General features: G+C 62.9%; 18 protein-coding genes. 2 read left to right on the top strand and 16 right to left on the bottom strand.

The window, feature by feature from the left end:
* Positions 1–67: 67 nt before the first annotated feature.
* On the bottom strand, positions 68–2,557 hold the full coding sequence (locus KCX59_RS06120) for a Tex family protein (RefSeq protein WP_179018172.1): 2,490 nt from the start codon (positions 2,555–2,557) through the stop codon (positions 68–70).
* A gap of 88 nt (positions 2,558–2,645) precedes the next feature.
* Here KCX59_RS06120 and KCX59_RS06115 point away from each other — a divergent pair, with 88 nt between their 5' ends.
* Entirely contained in the window at positions 2,646–2,942 is a 297-nt protein-coding gene (locus tag KCX59_RS06115; RefSeq protein ID WP_091465863.1) for a hypothetical protein, read from the top strand.
* 47 nt (positions 2,943–2,989) lie between these two features.
* On the opposite strand, the gene KCX59_RS06110 is transcribed toward KCX59_RS06115, so the two are convergent.
* Both KCX59_RS06110 and KCX59_RS06105 read right to left on the bottom strand, forming a co-directional pair.
* Positions 2,990–3,424 (bottom strand): CBS domain-containing protein, encoded by a 435-nt coding sequence (locus tag KCX59_RS06110; RefSeq protein ID WP_178994393.1) that lies wholly within the window; start codon positions 3,422–3,424, stop codon positions 2,990–2,992.
* 132 nt (positions 3,425–3,556) lie between these two features.
* Positions 3,557–4,009, bottom strand: coding sequence for a nucleoside deaminase (locus tag KCX59_RS06105; protein ID WP_178994391.1), 453 nt, complete (start codon positions 4,007–4,009; stop codon positions 3,557–3,559).
* Between the two features lie 98 nt (positions 4,010–4,107).
* Here KCX59_RS06105 and KCX59_RS06100 point away from each other — a divergent pair, with 98 nt between their 5' ends.
* Positions 4,108–7,692, top strand: a complete 3,585-nt coding sequence (locus KCX59_RS06100; RefSeq protein ID WP_179018171.1) for a TM0106 family RecB-like putative nuclease — start codon at positions 4,108–4,110, stop codon at positions 7,690–7,692.
* Positions 7,693–7,765: 73 nt separating this feature from the next.
* Here the strand turns inward: KCX59_RS06100 and KCX59_RS06095 are convergent, their stop codons facing one another.
* From KCX59_RS06095 to KCX59_RS06035, 13 genes are all read right to left on the bottom strand, one after another.
* On the bottom strand, positions 7,766–8,533 hold the full coding sequence (locus KCX59_RS06095; protein ID WP_178994387.1) for a triose-phosphate isomerase family protein: 768 nt from the start codon (positions 8,531–8,533) through the stop codon (positions 7,766–7,768).
* A 6-nt stretch (positions 8,534–8,539) separates the two neighbouring features.
* A complete protein-coding gene (locus KCX59_RS06090; RefSeq protein WP_178994385.1) occupies positions 8,540–9,889 on the bottom strand; it encodes an MFS transporter in 1,350 nt (449 codons plus the stop codon).
* Between the two features lie 147 nt (positions 9,890–10,036).
* A complete protein-coding gene (locus KCX59_RS06085) occupies positions 10,037–10,801 on the bottom strand; it encodes an SDR family NAD(P)-dependent oxidoreductase (protein WP_178994383.1) in 765 nt (254 codons plus the stop codon).
* Positions 10,802–10,821: 20 nt separating this feature from the next.
* Complete coding sequence (locus tag KCX59_RS06080) at positions 10,822–11,811, bottom strand: 3-hydroxyacyl-CoA dehydrogenase family protein (protein ID WP_091465854.1); 990 nt, start codon at positions 11,809–11,811, stop codon at positions 10,822–10,824.
* A gap of 2 nt (positions 11,812–11,813) precedes the next feature.
* Positions 11,814–12,296 carry a ribose-5-phosphate isomerase gene (locus KCX59_RS06075; RefSeq protein WP_179018170.1) on the bottom strand — a complete coding sequence of 161 codons (483 nt, stop codon included), beginning with the start codon at positions 12,294–12,296 and terminating at the stop codon, positions 11,814–11,816.
* On the bottom strand, positions 12,293–14,047 hold the full coding sequence (gene dhaL, locus KCX59_RS06070; RefSeq protein WP_179018169.1) for a dihydroxyacetone kinase subunit DhaL: 1,755 nt from the start codon (positions 14,045–14,047) through the stop codon (positions 12,293–12,295). Before dhaL ends, KCX59_RS06075 begins: the two co-directional genes overlap by 4 nt.
* A 3-nt stretch (positions 14,048–14,050) precedes the next feature.
* A complete protein-coding gene (locus tag KCX59_RS06065; RefSeq protein WP_179018168.1) occupies positions 14,051–15,052 on the bottom strand; it encodes a sugar phosphate isomerase/epimerase family protein in 1,002 nt (333 codons plus the stop codon).
* Positions 15,053–15,211: 159 nt separating this feature from the next.
* A complete protein-coding gene (locus KCX59_RS06060) occupies positions 15,212–15,910 on the bottom strand; it encodes a GntR family transcriptional regulator (RefSeq protein ID WP_178994377.1) in 699 nt (232 codons plus the stop codon).
* A gap of 70 nt (positions 15,911–15,980) precedes the next feature.
* On the bottom strand, positions 15,981–17,051 hold the full coding sequence (locus tag KCX59_RS06055) for an alkene reductase (protein ID WP_179018167.1): 1,071 nt from the start codon (positions 17,049–17,051) through the stop codon (positions 15,981–15,983).
* A 121-nt stretch (positions 17,052–17,172) separates the two neighbouring features.
* The gene (locus tag KCX59_RS06050; protein ID WP_370629208.1) at positions 17,173–17,796 is read right to left on the bottom strand and encodes an SIS domain-containing protein; all 624 of its coding nucleotides are present in this window, start codon (positions 17,794–17,796) and stop codon (positions 17,173–17,175) included.
* 26 nt (positions 17,797–17,822) lie between these two features.
* A complete protein-coding gene (locus tag KCX59_RS06045; protein WP_178994373.1) occupies positions 17,823–18,353 on the bottom strand; it encodes a hypothetical protein in 531 nt (176 codons plus the stop codon).
* Between the two features lie 110 nt (positions 18,354–18,463).
* Entirely contained in the window at positions 18,464–18,886 is a 423-nt protein-coding gene (locus tag KCX59_RS06040; protein WP_218649503.1) for a hypothetical protein, read from the bottom strand.
* Between the two features lie 90 nt (positions 18,887–18,976).
* Positions 18,977–19,180 (bottom strand): hypothetical protein, encoded by a 204-nt coding sequence (locus KCX59_RS06035; RefSeq protein WP_178994369.1) that lies wholly within the window; start codon positions 19,178–19,180, stop codon positions 18,977–18,979.
* Between the last annotated feature and the right edge of the window lie 22 nt (positions 19,181–19,202).

Genomic DNA, 19,202 nt, shown 5'->3' with positions numbered 1-19,202 from the left:
TGTTCGTCCGACTCACCGTAGAACGGGACGGCACTCGAACAAGGGCGGGATTCGTTGGCAGCGGGACTTACTTACCCAGTCCGGCCCTTCGCAATGCTTCAGCCATTGCCGTGTTGGCAGGAGCGGCCGGAGCCTGCTGGGGTTTGCCTTGGCGCGCGCCGCCCTGACGCCGATCACTCTGGCTCTGCCGTTGTGAACCCTGGCCAGGTTGGCCCGAACGCTGCCCGGCTTGGCCGCCGCCGCGCTGGGCACCTTGGCCGCCGCCGCGCTGGGCAGCACCCTGACCGCCGCCGCGCTGACCACCAGCACGTTCGCCGCCTGAGGCACGTCCACCCGAGGTGCGCCCACCAGCAGTGCCGGGTTCGTCGTCGAGCCTCAGGGTGAGGGAGATCCGCTTGCGCTCGGGATCGGCCTCCAACACCTTGACCCGCACCACCTGGCCGGACTTCACGACCTCGCGTGGATCCGAGACGAACTTGTTGGACAGTGCCGAGACGTGGACCAGCCCGTCCTGGTGCACTCCGACGTCCACGAAGGCGCCGAACGCAGCCACGTTGGTGACAGTGCCCTCCAGGATCATGCCGGACTTGAGGTCGGAGATCTTCTCGATGCCTTCAGAGAAGGAGGCCGCCTTGAACGCGGGACGGGGGTCGCGGCCGGGCTTCTCCAGCTCGGACATGATGTCCTTGACGGTCGGGAGGCCGAATGTGCCATCGACGAATGCCTGCGGATCCAACGCCGTGGCGGGACCGCCACCGGCCGCTACGAGGATCTTCCGAGCCACGGAATATGCTTCCGGGTGCACGCTGGAGGCATCCAATGGCTCCGCTCCCCCGGTGATCCGGAGGAAGCCCGCGCATTGCTCGAACGCCTTGGCACCCAGCCGGGGCACCTTCTTGAGGTCGCTGCGCTTGGCGAACGGCCCATTCTCGTTCCGATAGGCCACGATGTTCTCGCTCAGCAGCGGCCCGACGCCGGCCACACGGCTAAGCAGCGCGGGCGATGCTGTGTTCACGTCCACGCCCACGGCGTTCACGCAGTCTTCCACCACGGCATCCAGCGAGCGGTCGAGCTTGGCGGCGGTGACATCGTGCTGGTACTGCCCCACGCCGATGGACTTGGGTTCGATCTTGACCAACTCGGCCAAGGGATCCTGAAGCCGCCGGGCGATGGAAACAGCACCCCGAAGCGAGACGTCCATGCCAGGGAGTTCGGAAGCCGCGAGGGCGGAGGCTGAGTACACCGAAGCCCCGGCCTCGGACACCACCAGCTTCTGGATCCCCTTGGAGCCTGAAGCTTCGAGTGACTTGATGAGTTCCGTGGCCAATTTGTCCGTTTCGCGGGAAGCCGTTCCGTTGCCGATCGCCACCAACTCCACGTTGTACTGCTTCGCGAGCCGTCCGAGCGTGGCCAACGCCTCGTCCCACTTTTTCGCCGGTGCGTGCGGGTAGATGGTGTCCGTGGTGACAACCTTGCCGGTGCCGTCCACGACAGCGACTTTCACGCCGGTCCGGAGTCCGGGATCGAGGCCAAGCGTTGCCCGGTTGCCGGCAGGTGCGGCAAGCAGGACATCGCGCAAGTTGGCGGCGAACACGCGAACAGCTTCATCTTCTGCGTCGGCGAACATGCGTCCGCGAAGGTCCGTGGTCAGCCGGTCCAGGATGCGTCCCCGCCAAGCCAGCTGCGCTGTTTGCGTCAACCAGGCATCCGCGGGCCGCCCGTTATTGGCGACCCCAAGGCACTTGGCCACAGCGTTTTCATAGCGGCCGCGGGCGGCGGCCAGGGCGTCGTCGTCGGCTGGGTCTGCTTCGGCGAGATCCAACTCAAGGACGCCGTCCTTCTCACCGCGCAACAGGGCAAGAACACGGTGCGATGGCATGCCGGAAGGCACTTGCGTGAATTCGAAGTAGTCCTTGAATTTCTGGCCTTCAGCCTCCATGCCTTTCTTGACGCGCGACACCATGCGTCCCTGCTTCCAGAGGCGTTCACGGAGGTCCTCCGCGAGGTCTGCGTCCTGCCCGACGCGCTCCACCAGGATGGCGCGGGCTCCTGCGAGCGCTGTGGCGGCGTCGTCGATGGAGTGCTCGGCGTTCAAGTACTTTGCGGCTTCGGTGGCGGGGTCCAGTTGCGGGTTGGCCAGCAGGACATCGGCCAGCGGCTCCAGCCCGGCTTCGCGCGCGATCTGGGCCTTGGTGCGGCGCTTGGATTTGAACGGGAGGTAAATGTCCTCGAGGCGCGCCTTGGTATCGGCCCCGACGACGGCGGCTTCCAGTTCCGGGGTCAGCTTGCCTTGGGCGGCGATCGCTTCCAGGACGGACTTACGTCGTTCTTCCAGCTCACGCAGATATCTGAGGCGTTCCTCGAGGTCGCGGAGCTGGGTGTCATCGAGCGTCCCGGTGACTTCCTTGCGGTAGCGGGCGATGAAGGGGACGGTGGATCCGGCGTCGAGCAGTTCCACCGCGGCTTTGACTTGCCAGGTCTTGACGCCGAGTTCTTCGGCAATCATGGCGTGGATGGCGGAGTCAGCTGACTGGTGTTGGAGATTTGAAGTCACCATGACAGTTTGCCTCACATGGCCGACAGTTTCCGAAGGCAGGTATCGCTAAGACCTATCCGGGCGGCCGTGTTAGTGCTGTAGTTGGACCATGCAGGAACTGCTCATCATTCTTCAGGACGGGTTTGCTTCCGATGACGTGACAGTGACCGTCAACGGCAAGGAAGCTGTGTCTGAGAGGGATGTGTCCACCAAGACGCTGTTGGGGATGGCCGACGAATTGACAGTGGAGCTGCCGGCGAAGGGTGCCACCGTGGGCGTCGAGGTCAGCAGCCGAAGGCTTAGCGCCACGAAGAAGCTCGCGGGGAAACCCAAGAGCCTGCTCGTCTCGATTGAAGACGGCGAACTCGTGTTGCGTGAGGGAACGGGCCGCGAGGCGTTCCTGTAAAGGGATGCCTCGCGGCGGCTGGGTTGGCTTATCAGTTGGCTTTGGTATCAGTGCGACATGCGCTCCTTGGCTGAAATGTGCTCCACCATCTCGCCGAGGCGCTGTTCTGCATAGTGGTTGCGCGCGATATCGCCCTGGCTGATGATGCCTACCAACTTGTGGTCGCTGATGACGGGCAAGCGGCGCACCTGATGTTCTTCCATCATGGTGACTGCCTCGTCAACATTGGCATCGGCGTCCACCCAGAAGGGCTTGCCGGTGGCGAGTTCGCCTGCGCGTACTTCCCGGGCGTCCTTGCCTTCTGCCAAACACTTGACCACGATGTCGCGGTCGGTGATGAAGCCGGTGAGCTTGCCGTCGTGGCCGCAGATGGGAAGTGAACCGCAGTCCATGTCCCGCATCAGCCTGGCGGCTTCCTGAAGAGTTTTGTCCTCTTCGATGCACTGAGCATTGGTTGTCATGAATTCACGTACGACACTCATGGATCCTCCTTCATCGATTGGGGTCATCGACGCGGGGCCTCTCGGCACCGACGCCGATGATGTCAGCCTACGCTCGGTGGCTAGCCGTGACTAGGCGAATTCTGCACCCTTTGTAGAGTCCACTTTCCACTGCTACTCGGCGATATCCTCAGCCCACAATTCGGGGTGTTCCTCCTGGAATGTGCGCATCATGTCCACACACCGGGGGTCGTCCAGCACCACGACTTCCACGCCGCGTGAACGCAGGAGGTCGAATTCACCAGCGAACGTTTCGGCCTCACCTACCACCACTCGGGGGATTTTGAACTGGATGATGGTTCCCGTGCACATCGCGCATGGTGCCAAGGTGGTGTAGAGGGTGGTGTCGCGGTAGCTCTTCTGACGCCCGGCCGCCCTCAGCGCGGACATCTCGCCGTGCGCGATCGGGTCGCCGTGCTGGACGCGTTCGTTGTGGCCGCTGGCAATGACTTCCCCACCACGGGCCAACGCGGCTCCGATGGGGATGCCGCCCTCGCTGAGGCTCTTTTGTGCGGCTTGGTAGGCGGCTTCGAACGAAGGGTCCGGGGTCGGGGCTGTTTCAGTCATGCGTGCAGTCTAAAGTGGCTGCGCTCTATATTGTCAGGGCCCGCTGATAGCTTGGCTGCAAGGGTTTATTCACGGCATGGAAAGGCAGGTGGGTCGCTTTGTTCTTTCTCGATCCTCAGATCGCGGGCGCCCCGCAGGACTTGGTGTTCTCGGCCAGCGACCTCGTTATCGCCGCCACCTGCGAGTACCAGTTGCTCCGGAAACTCGACGAAAAACTGGGCCGCACGCCTAAGCCGGACTTCGCAACTGACGCCATGTTGGAGCGCACAGCCAAGCTGGGCGACGTCCACGAGCACCGGGTCCTGGATGATTTCGTTGCTGAGTTCGGGCCATGGGATGCGGCCGCAGGAAAAGGCGTTTACGACGTCGCCCCCGCCACAGCGATGGACCGCGCCACCCTTTCGGCCAAGCATGCGGAATCCATCGACGCCCTGCGCTCCGGCGCGGACGTCGTCTTCCAGGCCGCCTTCTTCGATGGCCAATTCCATGGCCGCTCCGACTTCCTGGTGAAGCGCCCCGGCGGGCAGTACGCCGTCTTCGACACCAAGCTCGCACGGCACGCCAAGGTCACAGCCCTCCTGCAGCTGGCAGCCTATGGAGATCAACTCATCCAGGCCGGGATCACACCGCATCCCACTGTCACCCTGGTGCTGGGCAACCGCGTCCACAGCGACCACCCCCTTGCCCAGGTCCTTCCCGTCTTCCGGGAACGGCGGCAACGCTTCCTTGACATGACCGAGGCGCACGTTTCGGAAAACGGGCCTGTGGAATGGGGTGACGACCGCTATTCCGCCTGTGGCCGGTGTGATTACTGCGCTGAGCAAGTACAACTTCATCGGGATCTCCTCATGGTGGCCGGCATGCGGATCAGTCGGCGCAAGAAGCTGATCGAGGCCGGCGTTACCAGCATTGACGGACTGGCAGCCATGCCCGAGGCGGGCGACCCCACGTTGCTGCGGCTCCGTGAGCAGGCGCGGCTGCAGACCGGAACAGGTACCCCTGATGGCACAGTCAAGTACACGGCCAAGTCCGGTGAAGCCAAAGCCATCAGTTACAACGTCCTGCCGGACCACACATTGGGCAGGCTACCCGCACCGGATCCGGGCGACATCTTCTTCGACTTCGAAGGCGATCCCCTGTGGCAGGACCCCGTCACCGAAAAGTGGGGGTTGGAGTACCTGTTCGGGGTCATTGAGAACCCTGTAGAACCCGGTACCGAGCCGGTGTTCAGGCCCTTCTGGGCGCACTCACGGGCTGAAGAAGGCAAGGCCTTTGTGGACTTCCTTGAGTACGTGGCCAAGCGGCGGGCACAATATCCGGGCATGCACATCTACCACTACGCTGCCTACGAAAAGACGGCCCTGCGCAACCTGTCTTTGACGCACGTGGTGGGCGAATCCGCCGTTGACGACCTCCTGCGCCAAGGCGTCCTGGTGGACCTCTACGACACCGTCCGGCACAGCATCCGGATCTCAGAGAACTCTTACAGCATCAAAAAGCTCGAGCCTCTGTACATGGGCCAACACCTGCGCTCGGGTGACGTGACCGACGCCGGCGCCTCAGTTGTTGCCTACGCGGACTACTGCATGGGCAGAGATACCGGAAACCCTGAAGAAGCAGCAGTGATCCTCGAAGGCATCCGGGACTACAACGAATACGACTGCCTTTCGACTCTGGAACTGCGCAACTGGTTGCTTGCCCGTGCTGCGGAGCGTTCCATCGTGCCAGGGGGTGCGGACGAAGCGCCCCCCGCAGATACCGAACCGGCTAAGACCGAACCGGATCAGTATGAGGCGGCTCCGGAAGAGAAAGCACTCTTCGACTACCTCGCCGGGTTGCCCGAGGACGAGAGAGCCACTCCCGATTCCCGAGCTATCGGCATCGTCGCCGCTGGCGTCGGGTATCACCGTCGCGAGGATAAGCAGCACTGGTGGGGACACTTCGACCGTTTGGAAAAACCAACCTCCCAGTGGCCTGACGAGCGCGACCTCTTCGTTGTCGACCACGCCGAACTGCTGCAGGACTGGGCAAAGCCGACACCTCGGAGCAACCCTGCGCGGCTCATGAAACTCTATGGCCGGTCCGGTGACGGCGCCGGGCTGGAACCCGGTAAGAAATATTTCCGCATGTACGGCCCTCCTCTGCCGGACTCGCTCCAAGGGAAGGAATCCGCCGCGCTTGGCCGTGCAGGCTGGAACGGAACTTTGGTCACAGAGGTGGGAGACGACGAGGACTTCGAAACAGTCACCATCGCCGAAGGCCTTCGCAAGGACTCCATGGAGTTCAGCCAACTGCCCATGGCGCTTACCCCGGATCCGCCCATTGCCACCAACGGTCAGCGGGCAGCACTCGCGGCTCTGGCCACAAAACTCAGTGCTGCCCTGCCGCAGTGGCCGCGGGATTGTTCCTTGGATCTTGTGCGGAGGCAGCCTCCTAAGCTTCGTACGCTGCCAACTCTGCCAGCCGTCGCGGCCGGAGCGGACGGCTACGTTGACGCGATCACAACTGCGGTCGAGGACCTGGACAACTCCTATCTGGCCGTACAGGGACCTCCTGGCAGCGGCAAAACGTATGTCGGATCGCACGTCATCGCCCGGCTCGTGGCTGCTGGCTGGAAAGTGGGCGTCGTGGCCCAGTCGCATGCCGTCGTAGAGAACATGCTCTGCGCTGCCGTGGAGAAGGCCGGTTTGGATCCCCAGCGGGTGGCGAAGGAAGTCAAACACGACGACCCCGTGCCGTGGACACAGTGCGCCAAAGGCGACGTGGAAGAACTGTTGTCCAAGCCGGGCGGGGCCTTGATTGGTGGAACAGCCTGGACCATGGTGGGCAGTTCGGTTCCGGCGGGCTCGCTGGATCTCCTGGTCATCGACGAAGCCGGACAGTTCTCATTGGCAAACACCATGGCCGTTAGCCGGGCTGCAAAACGGCTTCTGCTTTTAGGCGACCCTCAGCAGCTTCCGCAGGTCACCCAAGGGAAGCATCCGGAACCTGTTGATGAATCAGCACTCGGCTGGCTGTCAGACGGGTACAACACGTTGCCGCCTGAACTCGGCTACTTTTTGGCGCTGTCATGGCGCATGCATCCAGAGCTTTGCTGCGCAGTTTCCGAGCTTTCCTACGACAACCGACTTGAGGCAGCACCCGCGGCCAAGGAACGGCACCTGGACGGTGTTGCTCCGGGTATTTCCTGCGTCACCGTCCCGCATACCGGTAACTCAACGTCCTCACCTGAGGAAGCGGCGGAGGTGGTTCGGCAGGTCCAGGCCCACCTCCGCCTGACTTGGCTCGACCCTTCGGAATCGCCGGTGCCCCGTCCCCTCGAGGAAACCGACGTCCTGGTGGTCGCCGCGTACAACGCCCAGGTCCAGCTGATCAAGCACCATCTCCGGGTCGCCGGACTTGGCAAGGTGCGGGTGGGTACCGTTGACAAGTTCCAAGGTCAGCAAGCTCCGGTAGTGATCGTTTCCATGGCCGCGTCAGCTGCCGGAGAAGTCCCGCGGGGCATGGAGTTCCTGCTGTCCAGGAACCGGATCAACGTGGCGGTGTCGCGCGGTCAGTGGCGTGCCGTCGTCGTCCGTTCACCCGAACTGACTAACTACCTGCCGACGCATCCCGAGGGACTTGAGAACCTCGGCGGCTTCGTTGCCCTCTGCCAGCGGGCAGTGGCCCCGGCGCGTCCCTGACCACCCGTCTCCCCCACCCAACTGGGTAGCACTTCAGGCCGTTATGAGCCCTCAGAACGGCCTGAAGTGCTACCTAGTTGGTGAGGGCAAGGGCTTCGTCCAGCACCCTGCCGAAGTTGGTGGCGTCGTGGGCAAAACGGCCGAGGAAGAGCCCGGACACCTCGTTCAGCTGCGGAAGGAGACCTGGTTTAGCCGAACCCCCGTAGATGATGGGCAATCGGGCCAGGTCATGCTGGGCCAGTGAATCCCGCAGTGCGTCCACCACTTGGGAAACGTACCCTGCCGAAGCCGGCTCGGCAGCGCCGATCGCCCATACAGGCTCGTAGGCAATGACCAGCCCAGAGGCAACTGACCAGTCGCCGGACACAGCTGCCTTGATCTGCCGGTAAACCGTGTCAGCTGCTGCCGCCGGGGCCAGGGTTTCAGGCTCCCCCACGCACAGCAGTGGCGTCAGTCCGGCGTCGACGGCGGCACTCACCTTAAGCGCAATCATCGACTCATCCTCAGCGAAGTACCGGCGACGCTCTGCATGGCCGATCTCTACGAGACCGACACCGAGTTCCCCCAGCATCGACGGCGAAACCTCGCCCGTCCAAGGACCATCGGACCAGCCACAGTTTTGGGCGCCCAGGACCAATGGCGTGCCTTCAAGCAACCGCGCCGCCTCGGGCAGCACCGGAAACGACGGGATCACAAACGGGACCACCCGCCCGGCCACGAGAGCCGGACGGGCGTCCACTTCAGCTACCAGCTGTCCCAGCCATTCCAGGCTCTGCGCGTAGCCCATGTACATCTTGGTGCTCACACCGATGAACAGTGCTTCAGTAGCAGGCAGCTTCACGGACGACTACTTACCCAGCAGTTCGTCGGCTTTGTTGCTGAAGCGCTTGGTGCCGAACATCAGGACAGCCGCCACGAAGGGCAGCACACCCAGCGCGTAGACACCCATGGTGCCGGTGTCCGAGGCGGTGACCTGGTTGACCGTGGTGCGCAGGATCGGGGCAACGAACCCACCCAGGTTTCCAAGGGAGTTGATCAGCCCGATGCCCGCAGCCGCAGCAGTTCCGGTGAGGAACGCCGTCGGGTATGACCAGCAGATGGGGCCCGTCGACAGGAAGCTGCACACCGCGAGGGTGATGAAGATGATGCCGACGGCCGGCATCTGGTTCGCACCCGCCCATGCGGAGCCGAAGATGCAGAGGCCTGTGGAGATGAACAATGCGGTGCCCCAACGGCGGCGGCGTTCCACAGTGTTGGCAGCTTTGCCGATGAAGTAGCAAGCGAAGATGCCGAAGAACCACGGGATCGCGGCCAGGAGTCCGACGGCGATACCCACCTTCTGACCGGTCAACTGCGCCACCTGCTGTGGCAGGTAGAACGTCACGCCGTAGACCGCAACCTGCAGGCAGAAGTAGATGACGGTGAAGTACCAGACCCGGCCGTTGCGCATGGATGCCAGGACGCCGCGTGGACCCGTTTCTTCTTTCACGGTGTCCTCCAATGCCATGACATCGGACAGGGCCCGTTTCTCTTCCTTGGTAAGGAACTTGGCGTCCTGGGGGCTGTTAATGAGGAAGAAGTAGGCGGCGATACCGGCCACGACGGCGAGCATGCCTTCTACGAAGAACATGACCTGCCAGCCAGCTACGCCCGGAACCTGGTCGCCGATGTTGATGAGCCACCCCGACAGCGGTGCGCCCATCATCTGGGAGAACGGCTGGGCCAGGTAGAAGATGGCGAACATCTTCACGCGGACCTTGTTGGGGAACCACGCGGCCAGGAACATGATGACGCCCGGGAAGAGGCCTGCCTCGGTGACGCCCAACAGGAACCGAAGAATGATGAAGGACGTCTCACCCTGGACGAAAGCGAAGCACGCCGAAACGATGCCCCACGTAATGGCGATGCGGGCGAGCCACACCTTCGCTCCGAACTTGGTGAGCAGCAGGTTGCTGGGGATCTCGAACAGGGCATAGCCGATGAAGAAGATACCGGCGCCCAGCGCGTAAGCACCTGCGGTAATACCCCTATCCACTTCCAGCGCGGCTTCGGCGAAGCCAACGTTGGTGCGGTCCAGGAAGGCCACCACGTACAGGATGACGAGCATTGGCATGAGCCGCCGCGAGGCTTTGGAAATCGCCGACTTCAAGACCGGCGTATCCAGCAACTCCTTAGTGGAATTGGTGGCAACAGACATTGAAACTCCTCTTTGAGTGACAGGAAATGACTAGAGCAGCGCGATCAGCGCGGGAAGAAAATGAGCACCATGCCCACTGCGCAGGCGAGGACGCCCACGGCAAGGTAGATCTTGCGTTCTCGTGTCCAGGTCTTCACGGCACGGGCCCTAGTGCATGTACAGTCCGCCATCCACATTCAGCGTCTGGCCGGAGATGTATCCGGAGTCCTCGCTGATGAGGAAGGCGATGGCGGCGGCGATGTCCCGGGTGGAGCCCACACGGTTCACTACCAAGTCCTTGGTGAGCTCATCCTTGCGTTCCTGGCTCAGGGTTCCGCCCATGATGTCGGTGTCGATGGGGCCTGGAGAGATAGCGTTGACGGTGATGTCGTACTCGCCAAGTTCACGGGCGGTAGCGCGGGTCAAACCGATGACTCCGGCTTTGGCCACAGAGTACGGGGTCTTGGAGAACGTGCCGCCGCCGCGCTGGGCGGAGACCGATGAGATGTTCACGATGCGACCGATCCGGTTCTTGACCATGGATTCGGCCACGCGGCGGGTGGCGTAGTGGACGCCGTTGAGGTTGATGTTCAGGACGCGGTCCCACTCAGCGGCTTCGAGCTCAAGGTAGCCCACTGGCGAGCTGACACCGGCAACGTTGGCCAGTGCGACGATCTGCGGCAGTTCGGCCTCAAGTTCGTCAATGGCCGCACGGACCTCAGCTTCACTTGCCACATTTGCGCCAACGCCGTGGGCCTGCACGCCATACTCAGCGGCGATTTCCTTGGCTGCGATCTTGCAGGCGGCGTCATCAAGATCGATGATGCCGATGTTCCAGCCTTGGGCGGCCAGGTAGTTGACGGTAGCGCGGCCAATACCGCGTTCAGAAACGGCGCCGGTGACGATTGCGGTGCGTTCAGCGGGGAAAGTCATGTTTTTTCTCCTAGGAAGAGTTAGTTGATGGGGGCCGGGCCGAGCTCTTCAATGAGCTTCTGCATGGCGACGTAGGCCTTGTTGCGGTAGGCGATGAGTTCCGGAGTGCGCTCGGCGGGCACGTTGAGGAAGCCTGCGCCGGTCTTGGTGCCGAGCTTGCCCGCTTCCACAAGGTCGGAGAGGATCTTCGGCGTCGCGAAGCGTTCCGGGAAACCGGTCTGCAGTGACTTGTAGCAGAAGTTGTAGACGTCCAAGCCAGCCATGTCCGCGATGGCGAACGGACCAAAGAAGGGCAAGCGGAAGCCGAACGTCGTACGCACCAGGGTGTCGACGTCGTCCGCCGTTGCGATTCCCTGCTCCACCAGCTGGGCTGCCTCGTGGAACAGCGCGTACTGCAGGCGGTTCAGCACGAAGCCCGTGACGTCCTTGACGACGGCGGTCTGCTTACCGGCCGCATGGACCAGCTCGCGCGATGCGGCCACCGTTGCGGCAGAAGTCTCAGCGTGGGGGATGATCTCGACACCGGGAATGAACGGCGACGGGTTGGAGAAGTGCACCCCCAGGAAGCGCTCGGGATGGGTCACGGCTTCAGCGAGGGCAGCGATGGAAATGGTGGACGTGTTGGAACCGATCACGGCATCGGGGCGGGCTGCAGCGCTGATCCGGGCCAAGGACTGGTGCTTGATTTCCAGTACCTCGGGAACGCACTCCTCGATGAAGTCGGCGTCGGCTACAGCTTCCTCGATGTCCTTGGCTGCCCACAGGTTCTGCTTGAGGATCTCTGTGGATCCTGCCGGGAAGAGTCCGTCGGCGATGAACTGGTCCGACTCCACCAGCAGGCGATCGTAGTTCTTCTGCGCGATCTCGGCAGACACATCGGCAAGGGCAACGCGCGCGCCACCGAGCGCCAGCACTTGGGCGATGCCGCCGCCCATGTAGCCGGAGCCGACGACGGCGATCTTCCGGGCTGCGTTGTTGGCGGTGGGTTCGGTTGCTTCAGGAGTGGTCATGTTCAAACTGCCTTCGTGTAATCGGGCTCGTACGAGCAGATGGCGTCCACCTTGGCGGCGGAGGACGAGGTTTGGTCGAAGCGGTGGTCGAGCCACTCCCCTACGAGCTTTTTGGCCAGCTCCAAGCCAATCACCCGCTGTCCGAGCGTCAGGACCTGGGCGTTGTTGCTCAGCACTGACCGTTCAATGGAGTAGCTGTCGTGGGCTGTGACGGCGCGGATGCCGGGGACCTTGTTCGCCGCAATGGCCACTCCAAGTCCGGTGCCGCAGATCAAGAGTGCGCGGTCAGCTTCCCCGTCGGCCACCTTGCGGGCGGCATCGACGGCGACGTGCGGGTAGGCGGTGGAGTCATTGAATCCGACGCCGACATCCGTCACCGAGGCCACGCGCGGGTCTGCTTCCAGCAAGGCAACGAGTGCCTGCTTGTACTCGACACCGGCCTCATCGTTGCCGACGATGATGCGCCAGCCTTGGGTGTTGCTCATGTTTGGGCTCCGTTTCCTGCTGCTGCCGCTGAAGACGCGGTGGCCAGTTGTGAATCGATGAAGTGGGAAATCCTGGCGGCAATCAAGCCAAAGGACACTGCGCCTGGATCAGGGTGGCCGACGCTCTTTTCCGCGAGGGGACGCGCCCGGCCCTTGAGCGGCCGGAGTTCAGCTGTCTTCGCGGCAGCCGACTCAGCTGCCGCAGCGGCAACTGCCAAGGCCCGGTCAACCGGAGTCCCGCCGTCGAGCTCCGTGAGGAAGGTGTCCCGGAAGGGCAGGAGCGCGTCCACCATGGTTTTGTCCCCGGGATCGGCTTTGCCGAGTTCGGTAATGGCGCGGACGAAGTCCCTCACAGCGGCCGCCGCGTCCTCCGAGGTATACGTTTCACGGTTGCCCAGCGACAGCCCGGCAGCGATCACTGCGGAACCCCAGAGCGCCCCGGACGTCCCGCCGGCACGTTCGCTCCAGGCTTCCCCGGCTGCTGTCAGAACGCGCGCAACCGAAGCCCCTTCGGCGCCTTCGCTTGCGGCGGCTGCAGCATCGACGCCGCGCCGCATGCCGATACCGTGGTCACCGTCGCCGGCGATCGCGTCCAGCTTGCCGAGGTCCTCTTCATGCTCGACGACGACGTCACGCACCTGGGCGAGGATGGCCGCTGCCTGCCGCCCGAGTGCAGCGGCTGCCGGGGTGGGCTGCTCGACGTCGGCGGTTTCGGCGTCGTCGATTGCTGCCTCAGTGCGAGGGGCGCGAGGCGACATGCTGCCTTTGCGGAACGCCGGTGTGTCGGCTGGCGCAGCCCAGTACTGCTCAAGTTCATCGTCCAACCACAGCAACGTCAGGGAGAGCCCGGACATGTCCAGGCTGGTCACCAGCTCACCGCACTCGGGCTCCACCACGGTGAGGCCCGCAGCGCTGAGAAGCTTCTCGATCTTGCCGAACAGGAGGAAGAGTTCGTCATACTTCACCGTGCCAAGGCCGTTGACGATAGCCACAACCCGGTCCCCGGCGTCCTCAGGTTTGTCCGCGAGCAGCTTGGTCACCAGCAGCTCCGCCAGCTCGGAGGCAGTGGGCATCGGGTGTTCCGAGATTCCGGGCTCGCCATGGATTCCGAGGCCCAGCGACATCTGCCCGGCAGGAACGTGGAACAGCGGATCCTTGGCGCCGGGGAGCGTGCAACCGTCAAAAGCCACGCCCAGCGACCGCGTCCGGTAGTTGGTCTTGATGGCCAACCGCTCGACGTCGTCAAGGTTCAGTCCCGCTTCTGCGGCGGCGCCGGCAATCTTGAAAACTGTCAGGTCGCCGGCGATTCCGCGGCGCCTCTCCAGTTGCTCGATTGGCGCGCTGGCAATGTCATCTGTAACGGTGACGGTTCGGGTTTCGATGCCCTCGGCGTTGAGCCGGAGCTGTGCCTGGCCGAAGTGCAGGACGTCGCCGGCGTAGTTGCCGTAGCTGAGCAGGACTCCGCCGCCGGCGTTGGCCGCCCTGGCTACCCGGTACACCTGGCCCGCTGCTGGTGAGGCGAACATGTTGCCGCAGGCTGAGCCCGTCGCAAGTCCGGGGCCTACCAGTCCAGCGAAAGCCGGGTAGTGTCCCGAACCGCCGCCGACTACCAGGGCCACCTGGCCGGAGGGAACCTCCGTGGAGCGGACTACACCGCCGTCCACTCGCGCAACGTAGCCGCGGTTGGCGGCTACAAAGCCGTCCAGCGCTTCATCGGCAAAGTCTGCCGGGTTGTCGAAAATCTGTGTCATTTCCTAGACTCCCGCGAGCTGGGTTGCCGGTACCTGGCGTCCTTGGGCTACCTGGCTGGTGCCGAGTTCGTAGCCTTCGGCCTTCGGCAGGACATGGCGGCGGAGGTAGTCCTGGTTGCTGGCCGTGACGCTCAAGCCATCGCCGCCGTAGTGCTCTGTGCAGAGGATGCCTTGGAAGCCGACGGAAAGCGCAAACTTGAAGGCCTCGCGGTAGTTGATGAGCCCGCTTTCCATGGGGGCCGGCATGGTGATGTAGCTGTCGCGGGCCACATCTTCGTCGCGGATGTAGTTCTTCATGTGCCAGTAGTTGGAGTACGGCAGGGTCTTCGCCACCATCTCGTGCCAGTCCTCGATAGGCCGGTGCAGGCGGATCAGGTTGCCGAGGTCCGGGTTCAGGCCAACGTTGTCCAAGCCGATGTCCTGGACCAGTTGCACGGAGGAATCAGCGGTGCCGAGGTAGGTGTCCTCGTACATTTCCAAGGAGATGAGGATGCCGGCTTCCGCTGCGTGCTTTCCGAGTTCACGGATCCGGGAAACTGCGTTGCCCCACGCTTCCTTGTCTCCCACGGGATCCTTGTAACCCTCGACGGTCCAGAACCACAGCTGCTTCTGCTGTTCGGGGGTGATTGCCTGGTGGAGGCCGAAGGAGACTACTTCGCAGCCAAGCTCTGCAGCGGCGTCGATGGTGCGGTGGCTGTAGGCGAGGTTGTCGGCCCAATCCGTGGCGTGGATGACGCTGCGGCGAATGGCGGAGATGACGGGGACGCCGATTCCCACTTCGTCGGCCGTCTGCTTGAACTCCACGAGGCGTTCCTTGCTGAGGTCGCCCGGGCGGACCCAGCTGTCCGTGAGGTCTGCGTTCGCGAACCCAGCCTCTTTCACTTCCTGGAGGACGGACGCCCAGACCGAAGCGTCGGCGTCGTTGACGTGCTGTCCTGCGGCATCGGTGCCGGGGAACTGCAGGAGGGCCGCGGTGATGGGCCAAGTCTCGGCGGTGTACGCCATGATGATCACTCCTTCGTGGAATCCTGTTTCCTATAGGATTTACGAACCGAGTGAAGCTGTCAACCCTTTTGCGAAACTTCCTAGATCCTATATGTCATACATATGCGTGTGAAGGGGGTCACGGATTGCGCTTTGTGGTTGCAGGCGAGGGCGCCGGAATTAGTCCTCCGGAGCGTCCGCCATCGCCCGGCCGCGTACTTTTTCGACGTGATCCACCATCATGGCCGCGGCCTTCTCCGAATCGCCGCTGGTCATGGCATCGAGCACTGCCTGATGCTCGGCAATTGCTTGTTCGGCGTCAGTGATACCCACTCCCCCAAACAATCGGAAGCGCTGAATCTGGCCGCCCAAGGTGTTGTAGGCCGCGAGCAGGAATTGATTGTTGGCCTGCGCGGCGATGAGCTGATGGAAGCGTTCATCTGCCTCGAGGTAACTGCGATACTCAGCGAAGGTACCGCCCCGCGGAGCCGTCTTGAGGTCCTCCACGGCTTGCTTCAATGCGTCGAGGCCATCGGGCGTCATACGCGAACAGGCCAACCGCGCGTTCACCGGCTCAATGGACAAACGCGCTTCCATGAGCTCAGCGAAGTCCTCTCGCGTGAAGACCGGAGCCACCCGATAGCCCTTCAGGGCAACACGCCGCACCATGCCTGTGTGCTCCAAACGGGCCAACGCCTCCCGTACAGGAGTCGGCGAAACGTCGAGTTCCCTCGCCATTCCGTCAATGCTGACTGCTGCTCCTGGCTCCAGCCGACCATCCATGAGCCACTCCAAGAGGGCCTCGTAAACATGGTCGGCCAGCACTTGCCGGCTGACAGGAAAGCCGGCGCGGGCAACAGTCGAGGAAGGATCAGCCATGCCACAAATCCTATAGGAACGCACGACGTCGGCACTCAGGCGAGTGCCGACGTCGGAATTTTGTATAGCTTTAGTTCGCGTAGAACGGGTAGTCGGTGTAACCCTCGGCGCCGTCGGCGTAGAAGGTGGAAGCATCCGGCTCGTTGAGCGGCAGGCTTTCACGCCAGCGGCGGGCGAGATCCGGGTTGGCGATGGCAGGGCGACCAACCACCACGGCGTCGGCGAGGCCGTCTTCGATGATCGCGAATGCTTCATCGCGGGTAGTGATTTCGCTGAAGCCGGTGTTCACCAGGAACGTGCCGTTGAAACGCTCGCGGAGGTCCTGCACCAACTCGCTCTTGGGGTCGTGGTGAAGGATGCTCAGGTAGGCCAGGTTCAGTGGAGCGATGGTTTCCACCAAAACCTCGTAGGTTGCGCGGACGTCGGCGGGATCAATTTCGGCAATGCCCTGGACGTTGTGCTCCGGGGAGATGCGGATGCCCACGCGGTTGGCGCCGAGTGCCTCGACTACTGCGTTAACGGTCTCGATGACGAAGCGCGCACGGTTTTCCGGTGAGCCGCCGTAGCTGTCCGTACGGACGTTGGAATTCGGGGCCAGGAATTCGTGCAGGAGGTAACCGTTGGCGGAGTGGAGCTCTACGCCGTCGAAACCTGCCTCAATCGCGTTCTTGGAGGCGGTGACGATCTCCTGGATGACTGCCGGGAGTTCGTCGGTGCGGAGTTCACGCGGTACCGGGTAGGGCTGCTTACCGTTGGGGGTGCGGACCTCGCCGTCAATCGCGACAGCGCTGGGGCCAACGATCTCGTGTCCGCCGGTGATGTCTGCGTGCGAGACCCGGCCACCGTGCATGATCTGCGCGAAGATGCGGCCGCCCTCAGCGTGAACAGCGTCGGTGGCCTTCTTCCAGCCAGCGATTTGCTCCTCTGTTACGAGGCCCGGCTGTCCCGGGTACGACTGGCCTGCAAGCGTCGGGTACGTTCCTTCGCTGACGATCAGGCCGAGGGAGGCCCGCTGGCGGTAATGTTCGGCGATCAATGAACCTGGCACGCCGTTCTGACCCGCGCGGAGCCGGGTCAAAGGGGCCATCACCAGTCGGTTGGAAAGTTCAAGTTCGCCGAGGGCCAGTGGGGAAAACAGCATGCGCAGTTCCTTTCAGAATGAAACAGGTTCATCCTGCCCAACTGCATGGCGTCTGCAACTATTCCTGATGAGCCGGACATCACACTGGATGCTAATCGCGGGCCTCCTCCAGCGTCCCGTATCACTCCGGCTTGATGTGCTTGAGGGCGTCCTCGAAGCACTCGCAAAGCGCCAGCACCGCCACGAGGTGTGCTTCCTCGGCATGTGGCGGATCGGTGTCGATGCAAATGGCTTCATTCACCGACTGGGCCAGGTCCTTGGACTCCTTGCCAGTCAGCGCCCACACACGCGCACCCCGCGACTTAGCGGCGGCGGCAGCTTCCCGGAGTTCGTCGGTGATACCTTTCGCGGCGAGCAAGACCACGATGTCACCCTGGCGAACCTGTTTGGAAACCTGGTCGCCCATGCTTCCGGAAGAGCCGTTGGAACCGGCCGCGCCCTTGGTGATGGAGATGGCTTTGAACCCAGACCCGCTCACAGGATCGTGGGCGTTCAATTCTGAAGTGAACCTCTGCGCTTCGTGTGAGGATCCGTCGCTTCCTGCCGCGAAAACACTCCCACCACGCAACCTGACACGGGCCAGTTCTTCGCCCCACTCTGCAAGCCTCGAGGATTCGCGGCGCAGGGCTGCCACAGCCGGCCCGATTTCGCCCAAGTGCCCCAATACCACGTCAACTGCATGCCTGTGGGCATTCGTCTCAGTGGCCCGCATCGCCTGACCTGTTCGCCTCACCACGATACTCACTTCCTGCCTCCGCTTCTCCGTTGAAACTATAGGTTCCTGTCACCATCGCGTGTTGAGCCCTCGCGCCCGCTGCGGTCCCGGGTGAGACGCTCTCCCTCGGCGACATGGGAGCGATCGCGGTCCGCGTCCTGCGAGCGGTCTACTTCGCGTGAGCGATCTGCGTCCGCCGGACGATCGCGGTCCATCTCCCCACCCCTGCTCCTGTCGGCAGCATTTGACCGGTCCGGATTCGCATTCGGGTCAAGTTTGTCGGCATGGCGAAGGTGTTCCTCGACGCGTCCGTGGGCTTCGTTGGCCTTCTCGGCGTGGCGTTCCGCGTCCTTACGGAGTCGATTCGCCTCGACTTCTGCCTGCAGCGCGGCCGCCTCCGCCTGTGCTGATTCAGCTTTCGCCTGGTGTGCACCGATGGCTTCTTCAGCCGCCTTCTCACGCAGCTCCTCGGCACGGTGACGGTTGACCTCGGCCTTTTTGCGGCGCCCAACAACAACAGCCACAATCACAGCGGCTATGACGATGACGGCCAGCACAATAATAAGTACCAGTTGTCCTGTATCCATGTGGATTACCTCCCTGGTGAGCGGCTTCTGTGGGCGCCGCTCGTGGCCCACGCTGTGGTTGGTACCTCAGGTGTACCCCGATGGGGCCACCTCGAAACGATTCCGTATTCTCAGGCGGGCAGCTCCATCCTGAAGCCACACCGGCATTGAATAACGCGGGTCTTCAGGTAGACATCCAGCAGGCCATCATCCACGTCCTCGGTTGTCATGGGGGCGTATACGCTCCGCGCCGACGATTGGGCGAAGGCCATGGGCTCGCCGCAGTGAAAGTACATCCCCCCGAATTGGAGCAACCCGGACACGCTTCCGTTGCGATTGAGAACCGTGGCAACGTCACGGAACGCCGCCCTGTGGGCACGTGAAGCCTCGCAGGCCAGGCAAGTGTACGAAACCCAGACCATCAATTCACCCGCGTGCGGCTCGATTGATTCGATGGTTTCCAAGTTCAGGCGATCGCTGGACTGGCACTTGGTGCAACTGAGCGCTTCCGCCTGGAGACGCGACGCATCTCCGGGAACCAGCGGATTCTTCATGATGGACAATGCGATCACTCCTCGGTCAGCTCTGCCCGAAAACTCTCCCTCCAACCATGTTAACACTCATAGTCAGGCTACTTACTAGTTTCAGCTTCCGGTGGCTTCCGGATGCTCCCTGGCGCGCTTCTCTTCCGGCGTCTCAGCACTTTCGTCCGGGATGAAGGTTGGGTCCAGCCCGGTGGTGAAGTCACCCGTGCCCGCGGCATCGTTGTCATTCTCGACGGCGGCAGGCACCTCGGGTTCCGAGGCTTTGGAGGGCGTCTGTTCAGTTTCGCTCAGTTCTTCGCTCATAGCCTCAATCTAAGCCTGCCCC

The sequence above is a fragment of the Paenarthrobacter nitroguajacolicus genome, assembly GCF_051027655.1.
GTDB classification, from domain to species: domain Bacteria; phylum Actinomycetota; class Actinomycetes; order Actinomycetales; family Micrococcaceae; genus Arthrobacter; species Arthrobacter nitroguajacolicus.
The sequence above is the reverse complement of the archived record's forward strand: the minus strand, read 5'-3'. Positions and strand labels throughout refer to the sequence as shown.